Consider the following 17,776-nt stretch of genomic DNA (forward strand, 5'->3'; position numbering starts at 1 on the left):
ATTTCTTCACTCCGTGTCGCGATCTGGGCTGAGAAACGACGGACGTAGGCCGCCGAGCGCAGGCACCGGGAGTACGCGCTCGGGATCGACGCGTCGGGAGACCCAGTAGGCGACGCCCACGAGGACGACCGCGAAGGCGGCGTCGGTGAGCCAGTGGATCCCCAGATAGAAGGTCGAGAGCACGATGAGACCGGCGAGGGCGAGCGCGGTGGCGGCGTATCGCGATCCCGCCTTCCGGGCGTAGAGCGCCGCGAGTACCGACAGTCCGGTGTGGAGACTCGGGAACGCCTTGACCATCGTGTCGGTGGCGAGCATGCCCGCCCTGATGATCGGGCTCACGTCGAAGATGAGTGGCTGAACGGTCACCGCCGGGTAGAGCGCCGGAATCCCGACCGGGACGAAGACGAAGAAGGGCACGGCGAGCAGGACGAGGACGACGTACGCGAGCGCGTAGCGCCGCGCCTCGCGCTCGTCGTGAGCCTTGAGCTTGAAGTAGGTGAACAGGACGATCGTCGGAAAGCCGACGAGATAGACGGCAGTGAACAGCAGCGTGAGCGGTTCGCTCGTCACCGATTGGAAGGCCGCGACGACCGGCCCCTCGAATTCGTAGATGAGCCACGTGAACGTCTGGTCGGCGTGAAAGCGGTGAGCGATCGTGTTCACGAGGTTGGTGACGATCCAGGCGACGCCGAGATATTTCCAGTCGGTCCGGAGGAACTCCCTGACGAAACCCACGGGGTCGAGCCGCGGGAGGAAGACGGCCGCGGCGACGCCCATCGCGAGCAGCGAGCCGAGCGCGACCGAGAGCGTGTACGCCGTCGGCAGCGAGACCGCGAGCATCGGCGGGAATCGACGGAGACCGCACAAAGCCGTTGTGATTCCACCCGTCCTGCTTGCCCGACGGACGATTTATTACTCGTCGTCGGCTATCGACGGGCGTGCTCGACGTGGTATCGCTGCCCGTCTGGCTGCTCGGGATGGCGCTCGGAGCCGGTTCGCTGCTGGTGGTCGCCGGCGTCTTCGCCCTCGGCGCGCGACTGTTCCCGACGGTCCCGATCGACGACGCGAGCGCTGATCGGACGGAAAGCGGGGCGAGTGGCGACGCCAAACGTCGCCGGGAGATCCGTGACTATCTCGAAACGATCGGCGAGTCGTTCGTCGAGAACCATCCGATCGAGAGTCGATCGGTCGCCTTCTATCTGCCCGAACGCGACGTCGCGATCACCTTCGACCCGCGTGCGTACTACCGCCTCCGGCGCTCGTCGACCCACGCCGTGCTGGTCGAACACGAACTGCCCGGCGTCCACCTCGGCTCGCGACTTCCCTTCGATACGCCGACCCTCGATATCGATGACGGCGAGATCGACCCCGCGAGCGCTGCTTTCGCCGTCCTCGACGTCCCGACCGGAGCGAGCGCGCGCGAAGTCACCGCCGCCTACCGCGAGAAGGTCAAACGGGTCCACCCCGACCACGGCGGCGATCACGAGGAGTTCAAGCGCGTGCGCGAGGCCTACACGACCGCGAAGGAACGCGCCGGCTAGTCAGTAGAAACCTCGTAGGCGACGCCGGCGTCCCGCAACGCGTCGGTCACTTCTCCGACGCGATCACCCGTGACGACTACCGCACAGTCGAGGCCGCGACCGGCGGCGTCGGCCGCGACCGCACCCGCCGCGAACCTGATCGGTTCGACGTCGATTCCGCGCAGTGCGACGACAGCCTCAACGCCCGCCGCCGCAACGAGATCGACGCCCTTGCAGGCCGTCGCGAGCGCGTCGGGCGAACTCGCCGCGCCCGAGCGCACGGGTGGGACCTGCTGGACGACGACGGTACCGGGTTCGAGATCGATGACGCCCTCGAACCCCGTGACGCCGACGACCTCGTCGCCCTCGGCCGTCCCGGTCGCCACGCCCGTCGCCGGCCCCGCATCGCCGGGGGTCGCACGGAGGAGTCCGTCGTCGAGCGAGAGCGACACCTGTTGGCCCTCCTCGATCGTGTCGGTGGCGATGGCGGCGTCCTCGCCGACGCTCGACAGGACGTCGTCGGTCACGTGATCGACGAACCGCTGGAGATCCGCGGCCGACCGGAGCAACCAGTCGACGCCCTCCTCGGTGACGCGATAGCGCGAGCGCCCCTCCTTCGTGACGAACCCGTCGCCGTCGAGTTCGCGGACGTATTCGCTGACGGCCTGTGCGGTGACGCCGACGCTGTCGGCGATCTCGCCCTGGCTCACCGCCGGCTGGCGCTCGGCGATGGCTGCCAGAATGCGAAAGCGGGTCGCGTCGCGCTTGTCGTCGAGAACGTCGGTCATGTCGGGATGTGGATGCAGCAGGATAAAAACTCCAGTACCTGCAATTCGTTGTTTCTCATCTCAGATGTTCACGTGGCATCGTCGATTTCCGTATGTTTGAATTGAGCATGGAGTTCTCGGTCAATCTCGCCTGTCGCTACTTCAACTATGCTAGCCATTGCTGCAGATGCCACATTCATGACTTCGCGGTCATTGAAAGCATGAATATGGAGAAGAATTGAACTGTTGTTTACAGGCGAGTCCGACCACTTCACCTGTCTAATCTCAGCTATCTCCGCCGGAAACAGATCATACGTTCTAATCTCTGATGGAGCAGGAAGCACAATCGGTTCTGCTTCCGTAGATGACTTTGGGAAAAATTCTATTTCAACAAAACCCTCGCGCTTTATCATTGGAAGATACTTGTACAGTCTTTCTGGAAAGCCCGGTTTCTCCGCAAGTACACGTGTGGATCGGTACATCAATCCAGCACTTTCGTAGACACGATAATCGCTGAAGCCCTGCTGGACAGATTCTCGAATTTCCGCTGGCCGCTGGAATTGATATGATTTGAAGGTCATATAAGCGAAAACGAGCCCTATCAGCGTCATTCCTAAGGAGACGTTCAGGGCCGGAAATTCCACCATTCGTTGCTATGTGTTGGCCTGTTTGGAAAATAAGCTTTGCAGTAAATGATATACGATGGTCCCTGGGAATTGTACGAAAGCTCAGGCCACGAACAAAACAAACGGTCCACCGTCACTCGACGGCGTGCCCGATGCTATCCTCGGCGACGAGCAGCGTGTTGTACAGCGCCGTCGCGAGGAAACCGACCAGCGCGAACACGAGCACCGTCGGCAGGCGGCCCTTCCCCCCGACCGAGACGAGATAGCTCACGAGCAGGCTCCCGCCGGTGGCGGCGATGTGGACCATCGAGGCGACCGGCGGCGGTTCGCCGTCGGGTTGGCGCTGTTCGGCGAGCAATCCACCGAACGCGACGACTGCAAGGAGCGCCATCGCGACGAGCGCGCCGCCGACGTAGGCCGCGACGTCCAGAATGCTCGGCGTGCCGTAGTGGGCGATGAGGATCGCGCCGCCACCCCAGATGGTGAGCGTGTAGCCGTACGCCTTCGACTCGGCGACGAGGTTGCTGGCCAGGCGTTGCGATGGCTTCATCCATCGGTCGCTCGTGCGCTCGACGCAAAAACCACCGGTCAACGGGACAGGATCGATCGAGTCAGGAATCAAGCACCGCACGGGCAGCCGTGCGACCGCTCTCCAGCGCTCCCTGGATCGACGACCAGTTCGTGTAGTCGCCGGCGAGATAGACAGGTCCATCGGGTGCGTCGGTCGACGGGAGATCGCGGTAGAACCCCGGCGGCTGGGCGAACTGCGCGAACGGGATGCGGTCGGTCGCGAGGAGTTCGAGGTCGTCGAAGCGCCGCTCGGGATACCAAGCCCCGAGCGCCTCGCGGGTGCGCTTGGCGAGCTCCTCGTCGCTTCGATCCTGCTCGCCGAGGAAGGTCGCGCTGAGCAGTTCGCGTCCAGCAGGGGAGTAGTCGGGGGCGACGGCCGACAGCGGTGCGACGTGGTTCGGTTCGGTGCCGCCGGCGTTCAGGAGGAGTTTTTTTCCGGTATCGAGGCGCTGATGGGTCGGCAGGGAGAGATACTGCGTCACGCAGCCGTGGGCGTCGATCGGGATCGACGCCACGTCGATGAGTTCGCTGGCGCGTTTCGGATCGGCGGCGACCACGACCGCGTCGGCCTCGCGGCTCTCGCCGGCCAGTTCGACCGCCGCGCCGTCCCCGTCCGTCTCGATCGCCTCGACCTCGCTGTCGAGCGTGATCTCGACGCCCGCCTCGCGCGCGGCGTCGGCGAGCTGGTCGGCGATCGCACCCATGCCCGCCGCGGGCACGGCGATCGACCCGCCGGCGAGCATCCGGAACGTGTAGCGAAACACCGCCGCCGACGTCGCGAGCGTCCGATCGAGCGTGATCCCACCGTAGAACGGGGCGAAAAACCGCTCGACGAATCGGTTCGAAAATCCACGATCCCGGAGGAATGCGTCGATCGACTCGTCCTCTCCCACGAAAACCTCGCTCTCGTCCCCGTTCGCGAGTTCGCGCCAGAGCCCGAGCAGACTGGTCATATCGTCGAAGCTCACGTTTGCGTTGAACAGCGTCTCGGTCAGCGAGGCGGGGTCGCGCCGCGGGTCCGCGAGCACGCTTCGAGAACCGGGCCGGGCGAGCGTCGCGCCGGGTGTGAAATATTGCAGGTTGAGATCACGGTAGTCGAGTTCGCGCTGTGCGGCCGGATAGCCGGTGAAGAGCACCTGAAAGCCGCGATCGAGGGTGTAACCGTCGATCTGCCGGCTGCGCACGCGCCCGCCGACCGACTCGCGGCGTTCGAGGAGCTCGACGTCCGCGCCGTCCGCGGCGAGATGGCGCGCCGCGACCAGTCCCGCGAGCCCGCCGCCGACGACGGTGACCTGTGTCATACTCGCTCTGTGCGGGCCGCCCACAAAACGACTGCGTGACGGCGTGCCCGGATCGTCACTCCTCCACGTCGATCAACGACTCGAAGGCGACTCCGAAGTGGTCCTCGAACAGCGCGAGCGCATCGTGTTCGATCGATTCGGTCGCCACAGTTTCGTCCGCGTCCATTTCGTAGGCACGTCGCGTGCAATCGAACTGGGCGATGTCGGCGACGACGTCGGGCGCGCTATCGGTCTCGTCGGCGAGCGCCGCAACCAGCGCTCGCGGCAGTTCGAGCTCGGCGTGCTCGTCGCCCGCCGCGATGTCGAACGTGATCGTCTCGCCCCTCGGCTCGGTCATGCTCGCCGATGCGCCGCCGACGGCAAACCGCTGGCGGTCCGGGCGATGAAGGGAACCGATTAGTCGCTCGCGTCGGTAGCCCGGTCATGAAGACGACGGCGGCGTTCGACGGGCTCGTCTGTACGGACTGCGGCGAGCGCTTCGACCCCGAAAGCGCGACGCACGACTGCCCCGACTGTGGCGGGCTCCTCGATCCGCGCTACGACCTGAGCCGCATCGATCTCGCGCGCGACGAGCTCGAAACCCGTCCGTTCGACGGGCTCTGGCGCTACGAGGAACTGCTTCCCCTCCCCCGCTCGGCGGCGGTGACGGTCGACGAGGGAACGACACCACTGGTCGACTGTCCCGAGCTCGCCGACGAACTCGGCGTCGAACGACTGCTGATCAAGGACGAGGGTCGCAACCCGACAGGGAGCCTCACCGACCGCGGTCACGCGCTCGCGGTGTCGGCCGCCCGCGAACACGGCGCGAGCGACGTCGCGCTCGCCACAACGGGCGATGCCGGCCAGTCGGCGGCCGCCTACGCCGCCCGTGCCGGGCTGGACTCCCACGCGTTCGTTCCCACCCGCGCGAATTTCGGCAACAAAGCGATGATCAACGTCCACGGTGGCGACATGAACGTCGTCGAGGGTCGGTTCGACGACGCCGCCGCAGCCTGTGCCGACGCGCTGGACGACGAGGACTGGTACTCGACGAACCCCTTCAAGACGCCCTATCGTCACGAAGGGGCGAAGACGATGTTCTACGAGATCGTCGAACAGCTCGACTGGGAAGTCCCCGACGGCATCGTCCACCCCACCGGCAGCGGCGTCGGGCTCGTCGGCCTCCACAAGGGCGCGACGGAGTTCGCGGAGCTCGGTCTCACCGACAACCTCCCGGCGCTGTACGCCGCTCAGGCGAGCGGCTGTGCGCCGATCGTCGAGGCCTGGGAGGCGGGCGACGACAGCCACGAGCCCTGGGACGTTCCAGACACCATCTGCGGCGGCATCGAGATCGCCGATCCCCACGGGAGCCCGCTCGTTCTGGACGCCCTCGACGACTCCGACGGCGGTGCTGTCGCCACCGACGACGAATCGATCCTGGACAGCGCGATCACGGTGGCCCAGCACACGGGCGTCGAGATGGGCGCGAGCAGTGCAGCAGCAGCCAGCGGCGCGTGGGAACTCGCCGAGCAGGACGTGTTCGGGACCGACGACACGGTGGTGCTCGTAAACGGCGCGAGCGCGAACAAGGAAGCCGACATCCTCAGAAGCCACCTGATGGGCAAAGGTATCTAGAACCCACCTTTTTACTGCGGGGGTCGCGCTCGCTCACTTCGTTCGCTCGCTTGACCCCCGCTTGCAAAAATCTGGACCAAAAACTCCCGCTCACTCGGCTTTGCCTCGTTCGCGGTGTTCTCGTGAACGACCGTAGGGAGTGAACGAGAGCCAGAGAGGCGCGAAGCGTCTCTCGTGAACCACGCTCGCTGCGCTCGCGCGGATACGACCGCTCCACATCGCAACCGCCCCCGCAAACCGCACAGCACCGCTGAAGCCCTCGCTCCCTACGGTCGCTCGCCCTTCATCCACCAGGAGAGCATAGTCGTTCGAGAGAGCGAAGCTCTCTCGTGATGTCGTCAGAACGTGATACGTTCTGACTGCAAGTCGAGCTTTGCTCGACAATGACGAAAGACGCGAAGCGTCTTTCGAACCACTCTCCTGAGCCTCGGCTCGTTCCACTCGCCGAGACGCCAGGAACCGCACCGCACCCGCCACCGCCACCGAACCGCAACCGCCGGCGTGGCGGCCACCGCGCCATCCGACCGACTTTTCACGGCTCCACCCCTCTCATCGGTCGAATGTCCGTTCTCGGGACGGTGACGACGGTGCTCGCGGGGATGGTCTTCGGGCTGGCCATCGCCGCGCCGCCGGGGCCGATGAACGCAGTCATCGCCGAGGAGAGCGTCCTGCGGGGCTGGCTCTCGGGCGTCTGGGCCGGTCTCGGCGCGATGGCTGCCGATGCCTGCTTCTTCGTGCTCGCACTGGTCGGCGTGGTCGCGATCGTTGAGCGCGTCCCGGCAATCCGTGGCGCGGCCTTCGCGGTCGGCGGCCTACTGATGCTCTATTTCGCCTACGATGCGGCTCGCGGCGCGAACGACGACCACGAGGCGGCCACCGGCGAGCGCCGCGGGTTCGCCAAGGCGTTCGCCCTCGCGATCACGAACCCCTATCAGGTGGTGTTCTGGCTCACCATCGGCGTCGGTATGCTCGAACCAGGGCGGATCGATGTGCTCGAACCGCTATCGAGCGAGCTCGCCGGCACGCTGGTCGTCGCGACGGGCAGCCCGGCGCTCCTCGTCGGCTTTTTCGCCGGGATCGCTGCGTGGGTCGTCGGCTTTCCGACGACGCTGGTTGCCGCCGAGCGCCGCCTTACTGGTGTCGGTTCTACTGTGGCCTACGCGAGCGCGCTCGTGCTCGCGGGGTTCGGCGTGGCCTTTCTGGGCGAGGCACTGGCGATGCTCGGCTCACTCGTCTGAGTCGAGTCCGACGCCGGCGATCTCGTCGTCGAGCCACTCGCGCAGCCACTTCACGCGCTTGAGACGCTGGTGGATGAGGCTCTCGGCGTGATCGCTCTCGATGCGCTCCTGGGCGTCGCGCCCGCGTTCGAGCACGCGCCCGATCATCTCGGCGGCGTCCATATGCGTGCGCGACTCGTAGCCCATCCGCAGGAGGAGCAACACCGCGCCGTTCGCGCCGATCTTGTCGAGCAGGTCCGCTTCGATGAGACAGCGCGTCTCCAGAGGGAGTTCGTCGAGCGGCCCCTGATAGGAGTGCTCGCTCACGGACGTGCAGACCTCGTCGACGAACGACTCGGGATAGTCGCCGTGGGATTCGAGGAACTCGCGGGCGACGTGTGCGCCCGCCTCGGCGTGGAGGTCCTGTTCGGCCTCTAGTTTCGAGACGTCGTGGAAGAGCGCCGCGACGCGCACGACGTCGACGTTCGCACCCTCGCTCGCGGCGATGTCGGCGGCGATCTCAACGACGTTCAAGATGTGGTTGAACCGATAGCTCGCCGAGTGCCAGGGATACCAGCGCATGCGCCCGCCCGTCCCCTCGTTTTCGATGCTCGCTTCGAGATAGCCCGAGACGAACCGCTTCATCTCCTCGAACTCGGCGGTCGAAACCGGCGATTCCCTCACCTCGACGCCCAATCCGACTCCCTCCTGATCTTTCGTGTTCCGTTCATGTTATCCGACTAGACGTATGTTCGACCCTTTAGCGTTACGACCCCATGACTGTGATCACCATACCGGCGTGGAGTGTTGCCAGTGACACCGGGGTTTATCCCATCGAGTGCCGAACGAGTGGTATGGAACTGCGTGAAGCAACGGCCGACGACGGCGGGGCGATACGGGAGATCGCCCGCCGGTCGCTGGAACAGTCGTACTCGCTCAGTCCGCGCACGATCGACGGCGCGATTTCCCAGTGGTACGACGAGGAAGCGATCGCAACGAAACTCGATGAGGACGACACACTCCTGATGGTCGCCGAGGACGCGGGCGAGCTACGCGGGTTCACCGAAAGCGATCTCGTCAACGAGGGCGGCAACGGCGACCTGCTCTGGCTCCACGTCGATCCCGACTATCGCAGTCAGGGGATCGCCAGTGACCTGTTCGAGCACACCCGCGAGGCGCTCTTCGAGATGGGTGCCGCACAGCTGCGCGCGAAAGTGCTGGAGGACAACACCGAGGGCAACGAATTCTACACGGCGTTCGACTTCGAGCAGGTCGGCACCGACACCGTCGAGATCGACGACGGCGACTACGTCGAGAACATCTATCTCCACGCCGACGACGTCGATGTCCAGCCGACGACCGAATCGAGCGATCCCGTACGCACGCTCGACGACGACGGGCTCTACATCAACGAGGAACAGGTCGAACGCGGCTCGAAAGGCCCCTTCCTCACAACCTACAGCGACCCCACGTTCGACGAGGAGCACAAGTACGGCTACTTCTGTACGAACTGCGAGAGCCTCGACAACGCGATGGACACGATGGGGCGCGTGAAATGCAACGAGTGTGGTAACCTCCGGAAGGCGACGCGCTGGGACGCCACCCACGGGTAGGGGGACGCAACGCCCGGTGAGTGGGAAGAACCCGTCTCAGACCGAATCGGGTCTCGTATGGACGGTGAGATCGACGGGTCGGGGCTCGCCTTCGAGGTCTTCGACGATGCGCTCGACGATCCGCTCGGCCTCGCCCTCGATGAGCGGTTTGACCTTCTCGACGACCCACGACAGCGAGACGAGGCTCGGCAGATCGAACTGGCTCGAATCGACCGAGTCGGCGTCGAACGCGACGTGAAACCGTACCCGTGAGGCGTGCTCGCGACCGTCCGGTGGATCGATCTCCTCGACCGCCCAGTGGCCATGTGCGTGGATGTCCTTGACGATCTTCCAGTCGATCCGGTTGGGCGGGTCGACGTCCGTGACCTCCGAGCGCGCCGTGTAGGTGAGTTTCCACCAGGCGAACTGGAGATCGTAGGTCGTTCCCGGCGAGCCGTCGCCGTGGCTCTCGACGCCTTCCAGATATTCGGAGTAGTCCGCGTAACGGGGAAAGTCGATCAGGAACTCGTAGACGTCCGCCGGCGGGAGATAGACCTCGGTGCTGACTTCGATGCTGTCCACGAGCGCTACTGGTGTGGCAACTGCCTAATACTGTCGGACGGAATCGACGGAGTTCATCATGCAAACAGACTCGCATGGGAGTCGGCTCGCCGACATCGATCGTTACGGACTGCTATCCGAGGACATCCCCGTTTGCATGCCGACGAGGAGTGTGGGCGATTGGCCGACTGATACCGTGAAATAAATGACCCCACGGTCGGAAGCGATGTGAACGAGAGATGATGCCACGTGGATCGCGGATGGTCGGGGCGAGAGCAGCCGTGCTCGTTGGAATCGTCGTCGTGCTGGTCGCGGCCACGGCCGGCACGGTGAGCGCACAGCAGGCCGGAAACACCACGACGGTCGATTCCTGTCGGACGATCGACTCTTCCGGACAGTATGCGTTGACCGGAACCGTCACCGGCGATCTCGACGATCCCAATGCGGCCTGTATCGAGATCACCGCGGGTAACGTCACCCTCGACGGCCAGGGACACACGGTCGCCGGCACCGGTGCGGGTCACGGTGTCGAGGTCGACGGGAGTCGAGGGCCAGTCACGAACGTCACCGTCGAGAACCTCCAGGCGCACAACTGGTCGATCGGTGTCTTCGCGCTCGAAACCGACAACGGGACGATCCGCCGGACGATCACCGAGAACAGCACCGAGGGGATCGCCCTCGGCGCGTCGAGCAACTACACGCTCGCGAACAACACTGCCACCGGCAGCGCCATCGCGATCGCGCTCGGCGGGCAGAGCCAGAACAACACGCTGCGCAGGATGACGGCCGTCGAGAACCGGTGGGGGATCCACTTCGAGCGCGAGAGCGCGAACAACACGGTCGTCAACAGCGTCGCCCGGAACAACAGCCGGTGGGACTACTACTCCGAGCGCAACGACAACGAGAACATCGTCAGAAACCTCGATCTCGCGACGGGGACGTTCTCCTTTTCCGAACGGAACGTCGCACTGGGGGCCGTGACCTCGCCGCCGCCGCTCCCGCGCGGGGCGGGCAACCTCGACAGCTACGTCGAAGCGACCGGCACCCGGGGTGGCCAGGCAGCGATCTCGCTGACGATGAGCTACGGCAACGCCCGCAACCCGGTCGCGCTGTGGCGACACGACGGCCAACACTGGTCGCGCGTCGCCGACTCGCAGACCAACGGCGCGGCGAGTACGGTCTCGGCGAACATCAGCGAGTTCGGCACGTTCGCCGCCCTGTCGGACGCGGGAGCGAACGCCGGCGGACCGGTGACGGTCTCGGCCGATCGGGGACCCGCCGTCCAGCGAAACCTGTCGACGCCGACGGCGACCGCGACTCCGACGGCGACGCCGGCACCGACACCGACGACCATCCCCGGCTCAGCGGCCACGGAGCAAGCGCCGGCGGCGAACGCGACGCCTACGGCCGCACGCGGGGAGAGCGAGGCGACCGAGAGCTCCGGCATCGGCATCGTCAGAACGGTGTTCGTGATCGCCGGCGTGATCGGGCTGATCGTCCTCGGTATCGTGGCACTACGCGGGCGCAATGACCGAGGGCCGGGGTTTAACCGCTAAGCCGGTCAACGGGCGGCAATGCTCGACGGGGTACGCGTCGCGCTCGGCGTCACGGGATCGATCGCGGCGGTCAAGACCATCGAACTCGCCCATGAACTCCGGCGGCGCGGTGCGCGCGTTCGCGGCGTGATGACCGACAGTGCGCAGGGGATCATCCATCCGTGGGCGCTCGAATTCGCCACCGAGAACCCGGTCGTGACCGATCTCACTGGCCAGGTCGAACACGTCGAACTCTGCGGACGCGACGGCTGGGCCGACGTATTGCTGATCGCACCCGCGACGGCGAACACCGTCGGGAAGATCGCGGCAGCCATCGACGACACGCCCGTGACGACGACCGCGACGACCGCCCTCGGGGCCGACGTACCGGTGGTCGTCGCGCCGGCGATGCACGAACCGATGTACGATCATCCCGGCGTACTCGATGCCATCGAGCGCGTCGAGTCGTGGGGTGTCGAGTTCGTCCCGCCACGCGTCGAGGAGGGGAAGGCGAAGATCGCGAGTCTCGACGCTATCGCGCTCGACACGGCACGCACGACGGGCGAAAATGACCTCGCTGGCGAACGGATCGTCGTGACCAGCGGGGCCACGAGCGAGGCGATCGACCCGGTGCGCGTGCTCACGAACCGCTCGTCGGGCAAGACCGGGCGGGCGGTCGCGCGGGCGTGCTACGCGCGCGGCGCGGACGTGACGCTCGTCCACGACGGGCCGGACGTTCCCTATGCCGACGTCGAACACGTCGAGAGCGCCGCCGAGATGCTCGCCGCAGTGGAGGAGGTTGTCGCGGACGCCGACGCGCTCGTCTCGGCGGCGGCAATCGGCGACTACACCGTCGAGGCAAGCGACGAGAAGATCAGATCCGGCCAGGAGCTCTCGCTGGCGCTCGAACCTACGCCGAAGGTCCTGGATGCGGTTCGGGACGCCCAGCCCGACCTTCCGATCGTCGGGTTCAAGACCGAGACGAGCGGCGTCGACGAGGAGATGATCCGGGCCGCCCGGGAGACGCTCTCGCGGGCGGGGCTGGCGTTCGTGGTGGCCAACGACGCGAGCGTGATGGGCGAAGACGAGACGCGCGCGCTCGTGGTGCGAGAGGCGGACGTCGAGAGCTACGAAGGTGACAAAGCGGGGCTCGGTGCGCGCGTCGCCGAGGAGTTGGCGGGCGAGCTGGCAGCGCCCCCGTCGACGTAGACCACCATACTGCTGATCGTACAGCCGCTGTCGAAGAGGAATCGCTGGACCTTGTGGCGCTCGTAGCCGTCCAGATACTGCTCGATATCGGCGGCGTTGTCGTACTCCTCCGAGCAGGCCTCGGACGGACCGAAGGCGATGACGACCGGTGGTCGATCGGCACCCTGCACCGCTCGTCGTACCGCCGCGGCGTCGTTCGTGCTGTTCGTCCGCGCCCCGTCACCTTCGAGATACCAGGCGAACGGCAGGCGCTCGAACCAGCCCTCGCCGGCGGTCGGGGTCAGGTGTGAGCCGGGATCGGGCGCGTAGAGCTCGTCGCCGTCAAAGTCAGGATTGTCACCGTAGTACAGAACGTCCGTCCCGTCGTTCGCCCGGACGACCCGTTGCAGCTCGCCGAGCAGCGGTTTCATCTCGCTCGACGACTGGGCGTACTGGACGAGTTCGTTGTCGGCGCTCTGTGGGTTCGCGTAGGAGGTGTCGTAGGCGCTCGCGGCGACCTGACCGGCGGCCACGACGAGCACGAGCGCTGCGACGACGGCGACGACCGCGTCGCGATCGACCTGTGAATGAGCGAGCGAGACACGAAGTCGCGAGAGGCCGATGCGGCCGACCAGCGCCAGCCCGACCGCCGCCGGCAGCGCGAGCGGAACGATGACGTGGATGACCTCCCAGGGGAACGGGTTGTCGACGATCACCGGATAGCCGAGCGCGCTCGCCGTGCCCCAGAAGAAGGAGAACGCGACGACGTCGCGCGGGCGATCGCCGGTGTACCGATCGGCGAGAAAGCCGACGACCGAGAAACCGAGCAGGACGGGCGCGCCCGCGCCGAGCACCGACCAGAGCGCGGTCGCAGTGTCGAGGTAGGCGTCGCCGCTGCCGCTGCCCCACTGCTCGACGAACGCGTGCCACGAGCCGATCAGCGCCTCCTCGACCAGCGCCGGCAGCAGCGTCGGATCGGCGAGCGTCGCGCCCAGCGTCGGCTCCGCACCCGCGGCCTGCCCGCGTGGTGCGTAGAAGAACACGACGATCCCGACGAACAGCACGACTCCAAGCACGAGGTGGAGCCACCAGCGCCCCAGGCCGGCACGAATCCGTCGAGTAGCGTTCCGGAGCGTCTGTGCGGGGCTGTGGGTGCGCATCAGTAGCCGACGATCGGCGAGCAGGGCGAGCGCCCCGAGCCACGTGACGGGGTAGACGAGCGCGTTCTCCTTGGTGGTGAACGCGAGCGCGAAGAAGGCGACCCCGAGATAGAGATGAAGGGGTCGGTCGCGGTCGTACGCACGGACGAAGAAGCCGAACGCGACGAGCATGAACCCCGCGAGCAGCAGGTCGTTGCGGTAGAACCGCGAGTAATAGAGGAGGACTGGGTTGGCGGCGAGGACGAGCGCGAGCGCGAGCGTCTCGGAATCACGCAACCGGTCGCCGAACAGGAGCGCCGCGAGCGGGAGCAGCCCGCCGACGACGGCGACGACGAGCCGCATCGTGAAATCGTTCGCCCCGAGCAGCGCGAACACGTGACTGTCCACGATCGTGAGAAACGGTCCGTGGACGATCGGGCGATACCAGTAGACGCCCGATTCCATGTAGCGGTAGGCCCAGTAGGCGACGCGCGCCTCGTCCTGGTGGGCGACGCGCGCGCCGAGACCGACCAGTCGTACGGCGAGCGCGAGCACGGCGATGGCGACGACGAACAGTTGAACACGGGTGCGGCGACTCGACCAGTCCATTACTCGTCGCTCTCGTCGGGTGATTCGGGTCGCGACTCGCCCGTGTCGGGCCAGACGGCATCGCCGGCGAACTCGATGCCCATGCGTTCGGCGGCCTGGGAGATGACGTGCGCGCCCGTCGGCGCGGTCATGAACAGGAAGACGATGCCGACGAGCGAGGTGAGGCCCGCGCCGCCGGGCGCGCTCGGCGCGAAGTAGATCGTCCCGGCGAGAAAGAGCGAGGCCGCTCCGAGGGTGGTGGCCTTGCTCGTCGCGTGCATCCGGTTGTAGACGTCGGGCAGCCGGATGAGGCCGATCGTCCCGACGAGCAGGAAGAACGTTCCGATGGCGATGAACAGCGTGACGAGCGCGGCGTGGATCGTATTCATTCGATGATGTCCCCCTCGGAGACGTAGCGCGCGACGGCGATCGTGCTGATGAAGCCGATGATGGCGAGCACGAGGCTCACGTCGATGAAGAAGCCGTCGTCGGTCTGCAGCGCGAACAGGATGGCGATGGCGACGACATTCGTCGCGATCGTATCGAGCGCCACCACCCGGTCGGGCGTCGTCGGTCCGAAGATCACGCGATAGCCGGCCAGCAGCGTGACGCCGCTGGCGACGACCAGCCCGACGGTGATGGCGAGACTGAGGAAGCCGGGCAGTTCAGTCGCCACCGACATCACCCCGCGGGGCCGCCGGTGGCGCGTCCTCGGGACTGGCGTCCTCGTCGAAGATGACGAGCGCGTAGTCCTCCCAGGTGCGAATGGGCTCGACGAGGCTCGCCTCGTCGCGACCGGTGATGCCGTGGACGTAGAGCGTGTTCGAATCGTTGTCGTAATCCATCGTCAGCGTTCCCGGCGTGAGCGTGATCGAGTTGGCGATCGTCGTGATCGCGGGATCGCTCTCGACGCGCAGCGGCACCGCGACGACGTCGGGTTCGATCGGCAGCGACGGCGAGAGAACCCGATAGACGACGTCCAGGTTCGCCACGACGAGCTCCTTGACGAAGACCGCCAGATAGGCGACCGTCGCCGGCAGCACCCGGACGACGCGCCCGAGCGCGATCTCGTCGGCGTAGAACCGCCGGAAGGTGTACGCGAGCGGGATGCCGACGGCCAGGCCGATGAGCAGCTCCTCGGCGACGCGCTCGGGCGTGAGTGCAACGCCGCGGACGAACAGCCAGACCGCCGCGAACACCACGCCGATCGCCGGCCAGCGTCTCATTGGAGACCCTCCAGAACGGCGTCGACGTATGCCTGCCTATCGAGCGCGATGTCGGCGGCGGCCTCGGCCGCGCGCAACACGGGATCGAAGCCGATGCCGACCAGGAGTAGAAGTCCCGCGAGCGCGACGACGATCACCACGAGCGAGGGCGCGTACGTTGCCGTCCGCACACCCTCGGACTCGGTGCCCCAGAATCCGCGGTTCCAGGCCCGCGAGAAGTACGCGATCGTGAGGATCGCGCCGACCAACGAGAGCCCGAGCGCGACCGCCCCACCCCGCCCACCGAGCGCGCCGGCATGTGCGGTCGTTCTGAAGACGAGTAATTTGCCGAAGAAGCCCGACAGCGGCGGGATGCCGATCAGCGAGATCGCGCCCAGGAAGAAGCCAATCGAGAGCACCGGCGTCCGCTTCGCGAGCCCGCCGATGCGCTCGAAACGGACCGAGCCGACGGCCTCCTTGACCGTGCCGCTCGCGAGGAACAGCATCGACTTCGTGAGACCGTGGTTGAGCGCGTAGACGAGCGCGGCCGCGATCGCGAGCGGTCGTACCTCGGGAACCGTGGCTGCGACCGCGAGTGGGAGGACCACGAAGCCGATCTGGCCGATCGACGAGTAGGCGAGCACGCCGTCGAGGTCGTCGCGGCTCACCGCGCCGATCCCGCCGAGGAGGATGCTGCCGGCGGCCATGGCGAACATGATCGGGCCGAAGAAGGAGAGGAAGTCGTTGCCGACGAACCCCGGCAGCCCGAGTCCGGCAGGGAGGGTCGCGGCAGCGAAGACGGTGAAGTAGAGCCGGATGATCGCGTAGATGCCGACCTTCTTGACGACGCCGGCGAGCATCGCCGTGACGGGCGCGGGCGCGGCGCGGTAGGCCGCCGGCACCCAGAACTGGAAGGGGACGATCCCCGCCTTGAGCGCGAACACACAGAACAACAGGACTGTGAGCCCCAGCACCGGCACCGGATCGACGCCGAACTGCGCGGGGGTGGCCAGCCGGCGGGCCATGTCGGCCATGTTGAGCGTGCCGACGGTGGCGTAGAGCCCGCCGATGGCCAGCAGCATGAGCGCGCTCCCAAGCAGGTTGAGCACGGTGTAGGTCAGCGCCGCGCGCGTGTGTTCGGGCCCCGAGTAGAAGGCGACGAGCACGTAGCTCGACAGGAGCATCACCTCGAACCAGACGAAGAGGTTGAAGATATCGCCCTGTCTCTTATACACATCTNCGCTCAGAGATGTGTATAAGAGACAGAGCGAGACGATTGCCGTCAGCCCGAGCATGAACAGCGAGAGCGCGTCGGCGACGAGCGTGATGCCGAACGGTGAGGGCCACGCCGAGAGCTGGTAGACCAGGATCGATTCGTCGGCGACCCGCCCGGCGAGCAGCGCCACCGCGCCGAGATAGCCGAGCGCACCCAGGATACTCGCCGCCCGCTGGGCGCGCGGGAATCGCCGCAGCGGCAGGGTAGCGATCGCCGTGAAGAGGGCGATCAGCAGCGGCGCGATGACGATCTGAGCGGCCATTTAGCTCTCGCCCCCCGTCTCGCCGAGTTCACGCAGATCGATCGTGCCGTGCTCTTCGTGGATGCGGTAGGTGAGCACGAGCGCGAAGGCGGTCGTCCCGAAGCTGATGACGATCGCCGTCAGGACAAGCGCCTGCACCAGCGGATCGGTGATCGTCGCGGGATCGTCGGGCGGGCCATGGCCGAGAATCGGCACGCTTCCCGCGAGCCCGCCCATCGTGACGAGATAGACGTTCGCGGCCTGAGAGATGATCGTCACGCCCCAGACGACGCGAACGATGTCCCGGCGAAGCACCAGGAAGGTGCCGAACGCGAACAGCAGGCCGAGCACGCCGGCGAGGACGAACTGCGTCATTCGTCGCCCACCACCGTGAGGATCGTCAGGAGTCCACCGATGACGACGAGATAGACCCCGAGATCGAAGACGAACGCGCTGGCGAGTTCGAGCTCGTGGAATATCGGGAGATCGTGGACGAAGAGGACGGCCTGCGAGAGGAACGGCTGGCCCAGCAGGATGGCGACGACGCCGCCACCAGCGGCGATCGCGAGCCCGCCCGCGAACACGTTGAGGAAGTCGGCGACGATCGCCGGACCGCCCTCGACGTCGTCGCCGGTGCGCCCGAGCAGGTCTTCCTGGAGGTAGTCGAGCCCGTTGACGATGTAGACGAGCGCGAACGCCGCCACGGTGAGAACGCCCGCGATGAACCCGCCGCCGGGGAGGTTGTGACCCTGGAAGAGCAGCGCGAGCGCCGTCAACAGGATGAGCGGGAAGACGACGCGGGTGACGGTGCGGGTGATGACCGACATGTCGCGGGC

General features: G+C 66.4%; 21 protein-coding genes. 6 read left to right on the plus strand and 15 right to left on the minus strand.

Annotated elements, in window-relative coordinates; genetic code table 11:
- Nucleotides 1-6 precede the first annotated feature (6 nt).
- The gene (locus C448_RS06100; protein WP_004052813.1) at nucleotides 7-840 is read right to left on the minus strand and encodes a phosphatase PAP2 family protein; all 834 of its coding nucleotides are present in this window, start codon (nucleotides 838-840) and stop codon (nucleotides 7-9) included.
- A gap of 98 nt (nucleotides 841-938) precedes the next feature.
- On the opposite strand from C448_RS06100, the gene C448_RS06105 reads away from it, so the two are divergent.
- Nucleotides 939-1,541, plus strand: a complete 603-nt coding sequence (locus C448_RS06105; protein ID WP_004052814.1) for a J domain-containing protein — start codon at nucleotides 939-941, stop codon at nucleotides 1,539-1,541.
- Here C448_RS06105 and C448_RS06110 read toward each other — a convergent pair.
- The 5 genes from C448_RS06110 to C448_RS06125 all read right to left on the minus strand — a co-directional run bounded on the left by C448_RS06110 (nucleotide 1,538) and on the right by C448_RS06125 (nucleotide 5,121).
- Nucleotides 1,538-2,308 carry a DUF7839 domain-containing protein gene (locus tag C448_RS06110; protein WP_004052816.1) on the minus strand — a complete coding sequence of 257 codons (771 nt, stop codon included), beginning with the start codon at nucleotides 2,306-2,308 and terminating at the stop codon, nucleotides 1,538-1,540. The genes C448_RS06105 and C448_RS06110 overlap by 4 nt on opposite strands.
- A 68-nt stretch (nucleotides 2,309-2,376) precedes the next feature.
- Entirely contained in the window at nucleotides 2,377-2,934 is a 558-nt protein-coding gene (locus C448_RS15900) for a hypothetical protein (RefSeq protein ID WP_152415538.1), read from the minus strand.
- A 112-nt stretch (nucleotides 2,935-3,046) separates the two neighbouring features.
- Nucleotides 3,047-3,463: a hypothetical protein gene (locus tag C448_RS06115; protein ID WP_004052818.1), complete on the minus strand. Its 417-nt coding sequence runs from the start codon at nucleotides 3,461-3,463 to the stop codon at nucleotides 3,047-3,049.
- A 61-nt stretch (nucleotides 3,464-3,524) separates the two neighbouring features.
- Nucleotides 3,525-4,784: an NAD(P)/FAD-dependent oxidoreductase gene (locus C448_RS06120; protein WP_004052819.1), complete on the minus strand. Its 1,260-nt coding sequence runs from the start codon at nucleotides 4,782-4,784 to the stop codon at nucleotides 3,525-3,527.
- A gap of 55 nt (nucleotides 4,785-4,839) precedes the next feature.
- Entirely contained in the window at nucleotides 4,840-5,121 is a 282-nt protein-coding gene (locus C448_RS06125) for a DUF7545 family protein (RefSeq protein WP_004052822.1), read from the minus strand.
- An 86-nt stretch (nucleotides 5,122-5,207) separates the two neighbouring features.
- Here C448_RS06125 and C448_RS06130 point away from each other — a divergent pair, with 86 nt between their 5' ends.
- Both C448_RS06130 and C448_RS06135 read left to right on the plus strand, forming a co-directional pair.
- Entirely contained in the window at nucleotides 5,208-6,398 is a 1,191-nt protein-coding gene (locus tag C448_RS06130) for a threonine synthase (protein ID WP_004052823.1), read from the plus strand.
- Nucleotides 6,399-6,958: 560 nt separating this feature from the next.
- Nucleotides 6,959-7,636, plus strand: coding sequence for a LysE family translocator (locus C448_RS06135; RefSeq protein WP_004052824.1), 678 nt, complete (start codon nucleotides 6,959-6,961; stop codon nucleotides 7,634-7,636).
- Here the strand turns inward: C448_RS06135 and C448_RS06140 are convergent.
- The gene (locus tag C448_RS06140; RefSeq protein WP_004052826.1) at nucleotides 7,625-8,311 is read right to left on the minus strand and encodes an HD domain-containing protein; all 687 of its coding nucleotides are present in this window, start codon (nucleotides 8,309-8,311) and stop codon (nucleotides 7,625-7,627) included. The two genes, C448_RS06135 and C448_RS06140, sit on opposite strands and share 12 nt — an antisense overlap.
- Nucleotides 8,312-8,469: 158 nt before the next feature.
- Here C448_RS06140 and C448_RS06145 point away from each other — a divergent pair, with 158 nt between their 5' ends.
- Complete coding sequence (locus C448_RS06145) at nucleotides 8,470-9,228, plus strand: GNAT family N-acetyltransferase (RefSeq protein ID WP_004052828.1); 759 nt, start codon at nucleotides 8,470-8,472, stop codon at nucleotides 9,226-9,228.
- A 36-nt stretch (nucleotides 9,229-9,264) separates the two neighbouring features.
- On the opposite strand, the gene C448_RS06150 is transcribed toward C448_RS06145, so the two are convergent.
- Entirely contained in the window at nucleotides 9,265-9,789 is a 525-nt protein-coding gene (locus C448_RS06150) for a type II toxin-antitoxin system RatA family toxin (protein ID WP_004052830.1), read from the minus strand.
- Between the two features lie 239 nt (nucleotides 9,790-10,028).
- Between C448_RS06150 and C448_RS06155 the strand changes: the two genes are divergently transcribed.
- Nucleotides 10,029-11,324 (plus strand): NosD domain-containing protein, encoded by a 1,296-nt coding sequence (locus tag C448_RS06155; RefSeq protein WP_239640539.1) that lies wholly within the window; start codon nucleotides 10,029-10,031, stop codon nucleotides 11,322-11,324.
- Nucleotides 11,325-11,342: 18 nt separating this feature from the next.
- A complete protein-coding gene (gene coaBC, locus C448_RS06160) occupies nucleotides 11,343-12,512 on the plus strand; it encodes a bifunctional phosphopantothenoylcysteine decarboxylase/phosphopantothenate--cysteine ligase CoaBC (RefSeq protein WP_004052834.1) in 1,170 nt (389 codons plus the stop codon).
- Here coaBC and C448_RS06165 read toward each other — a convergent pair.
- The 7 genes from C448_RS06165 to C448_RS06195 all read right to left on the minus strand — a co-directional run bounded on the left by C448_RS06165 (nucleotide 12,431) and on the right by C448_RS06195 (nucleotide 17,767).
- Complete coding sequence (locus C448_RS06165; protein WP_004052836.1) at nucleotides 12,431-14,239, minus strand: flippase activity-associated protein Agl23; 1,809 nt, start codon at nucleotides 14,237-14,239, stop codon at nucleotides 12,431-12,433. The two genes, coaBC and C448_RS06165, sit on opposite strands and share 82 nt — an antisense overlap.
- Entirely contained in the window at nucleotides 14,239-14,607 is a 369-nt protein-coding gene (gene mnhG, locus C448_RS06170; protein WP_004052839.1) for a monovalent cation/H(+) antiporter subunit G, read from the minus strand. Before mnhG ends, C448_RS06165 begins: the two co-directional genes overlap by 1 nt.
- On the minus strand, nucleotides 14,604-14,900 hold the full coding sequence (locus C448_RS06175; protein WP_004052842.1) for a monovalent cation/H+ antiporter complex subunit F: 297 nt from the start codon (nucleotides 14,898-14,900) through the stop codon (nucleotides 14,604-14,606). Before C448_RS06175 ends, mnhG begins: the two co-directional genes overlap by 4 nt.
- Nucleotides 14,884-15,444: a Na+/H+ antiporter subunit E gene (locus tag C448_RS06180; RefSeq protein WP_004052844.1), complete on the minus strand. Its 561-nt coding sequence runs from the start codon at nucleotides 15,442-15,444 to the stop codon at nucleotides 14,884-14,886. The genes C448_RS06175 and C448_RS06180 overlap by 17 nt, the downstream gene beginning before the upstream one ends.
- Nucleotides 15,441-16,961, minus strand: a complete 1,521-nt coding sequence (locus C448_RS06185) for a Na+/H+ antiporter subunit D (RefSeq protein ID WP_004052846.1) — start codon at nucleotides 16,959-16,961, stop codon at nucleotides 15,441-15,443. Before C448_RS06185 ends, C448_RS06180 begins: the two co-directional genes overlap by 4 nt.
- Nucleotides 16,962-17,315: a sodium:proton antiporter gene (locus tag C448_RS06190; protein WP_004052848.1), complete on the minus strand. Its 354-nt coding sequence runs from the start codon at nucleotides 17,313-17,315 to the stop codon at nucleotides 16,962-16,964.
- Nucleotides 17,312-17,767, minus strand: coding sequence for an MnhB domain-containing protein (locus C448_RS06195; RefSeq protein WP_004052850.1), 456 nt, complete (start codon nucleotides 17,765-17,767; stop codon nucleotides 17,312-17,314). The genes C448_RS06190 and C448_RS06195 overlap by 4 nt, the downstream gene beginning before the upstream one ends.
- Between the last annotated feature and the right edge of the window lie 9 nt (nucleotides 17,768-17,776).

Origin of the sequence: Halococcus morrhuae DSM 1307, from assembly GCF_000336695.1 — an archaeon.
Taxonomy (GTDB): Archaea; Halobacteriota; Halobacteria; order Halobacteriales; family Halococcaceae; genus Halococcus; species Halococcus morrhuae.

What these genes read in the sequence shown, in the direction of transcription:
- C448_RS06120 (WP_004052819.1), bottom strand. Translation starts at nt 4,784, where the DNA reads ATGACACAGGTCACCGTCGTCGGCGGCGGGCTCGCGGGACTGGTCGCG.
- C448_RS06115 (WP_004052818.1), bottom strand. Translation starts at nt 3,463, where the DNA reads ATGAAGCCATCGCAACGCCTGGCCAGCAACCTCGTCGCCGAGTCGAAG.
- C448_RS06135 (WP_004052824.1), top strand. Translation starts at nt 6,959, where the DNA reads ATGTCCGTTCTCGGGACGGTGACGACGGTGCTCGCGGGGATGGTCTTC.
- mnhG (WP_004052839.1), bottom strand. Translation starts at nt 14,607, where the DNA reads ATGAATACGATCCACGCCGCGCTCGTCACGCTGTTCATCGCCATCGGA.
- C448_RS06100 (WP_004052813.1), bottom strand. Translation starts at nt 840, where the DNA reads ATGCTCGCGGTCTCGCTGCCGACGGCGTACACGCTCTCGGTCGCGCTC.
- C448_RS06190 (WP_004052848.1), bottom strand. Translation starts at nt 17,315, where the DNA reads ATGACGCAGTTCGTCCTCGCCGGCGTGCTCGGCCTGCTGTTCGCGTTC.
- C448_RS06155 (WP_239640539.1), top strand. Translation starts at nt 10,029, where the DNA reads ATGGTCGGGGCGAGAGCAGCCGTGCTCGTTGGAATCGTCGTCGTGCTG.
- C448_RS06195 (WP_004052850.1), bottom strand. Translation starts at nt 17,767, where the DNA reads ATGTCGGTCATCACCCGCACCGTCACCCGCGTCGTCTTCCCGCTCATC.
- C448_RS06110 (WP_004052816.1), bottom strand. Translation starts at nt 2,308, where the DNA reads ATGACCGACGTTCTCGACGACAAGCGCGACGCGACCCGCTTTCGCATT.
- C448_RS06130 (WP_004052823.1), top strand. Translation starts at nt 5,208, where the DNA reads ATGAAGACGACGGCGGCGTTCGACGGGCTCGTCTGTACGGACTGCGGC.
- C448_RS06175 (WP_004052842.1), bottom strand. Translation starts at nt 14,900, where the DNA reads ATGTCGGTGGCGACTGAACTGCCCGGCTTCCTCAGTCTCGCCATCACC.
- C448_RS15900 (WP_152415538.1), bottom strand. Translation starts at nt 2,934, where the DNA reads ATGGTGGAATTTCCGGCCCTGAACGTCTCCTTAGGAATGACGCTGATA.
- C448_RS06180 (WP_004052844.1), bottom strand. Translation starts at nt 15,444, where the DNA reads ATGAGACGCTGGCCGGCGATCGGCGTGGTGTTCGCGGCGGTCTGGCTG.
- C448_RS06145 (WP_004052828.1), top strand. Translation starts at nt 8,470, where the DNA reads ATGGAACTGCGTGAAGCAACGGCCGACGACGGCGGGGCGATACGGGAG.
- C448_RS06165 (WP_004052836.1), bottom strand. Translation starts at nt 14,239, where the DNA reads ATGGACTGGTCGAGTCGCCGCACCCGTGTTCAACTGTTCGTCGTCGCC.
- C448_RS06125 (WP_004052822.1), bottom strand. Translation starts at nt 5,121, where the DNA reads ATGACCGAGCCGAGGGGCGAGACGATCACGTTCGACATCGCGGCGGGC.
- coaBC (WP_004052834.1), top strand. Translation starts at nt 11,343, where the DNA reads ATGCTCGACGGGGTACGCGTCGCGCTCGGCGTCACGGGATCGATCGCG.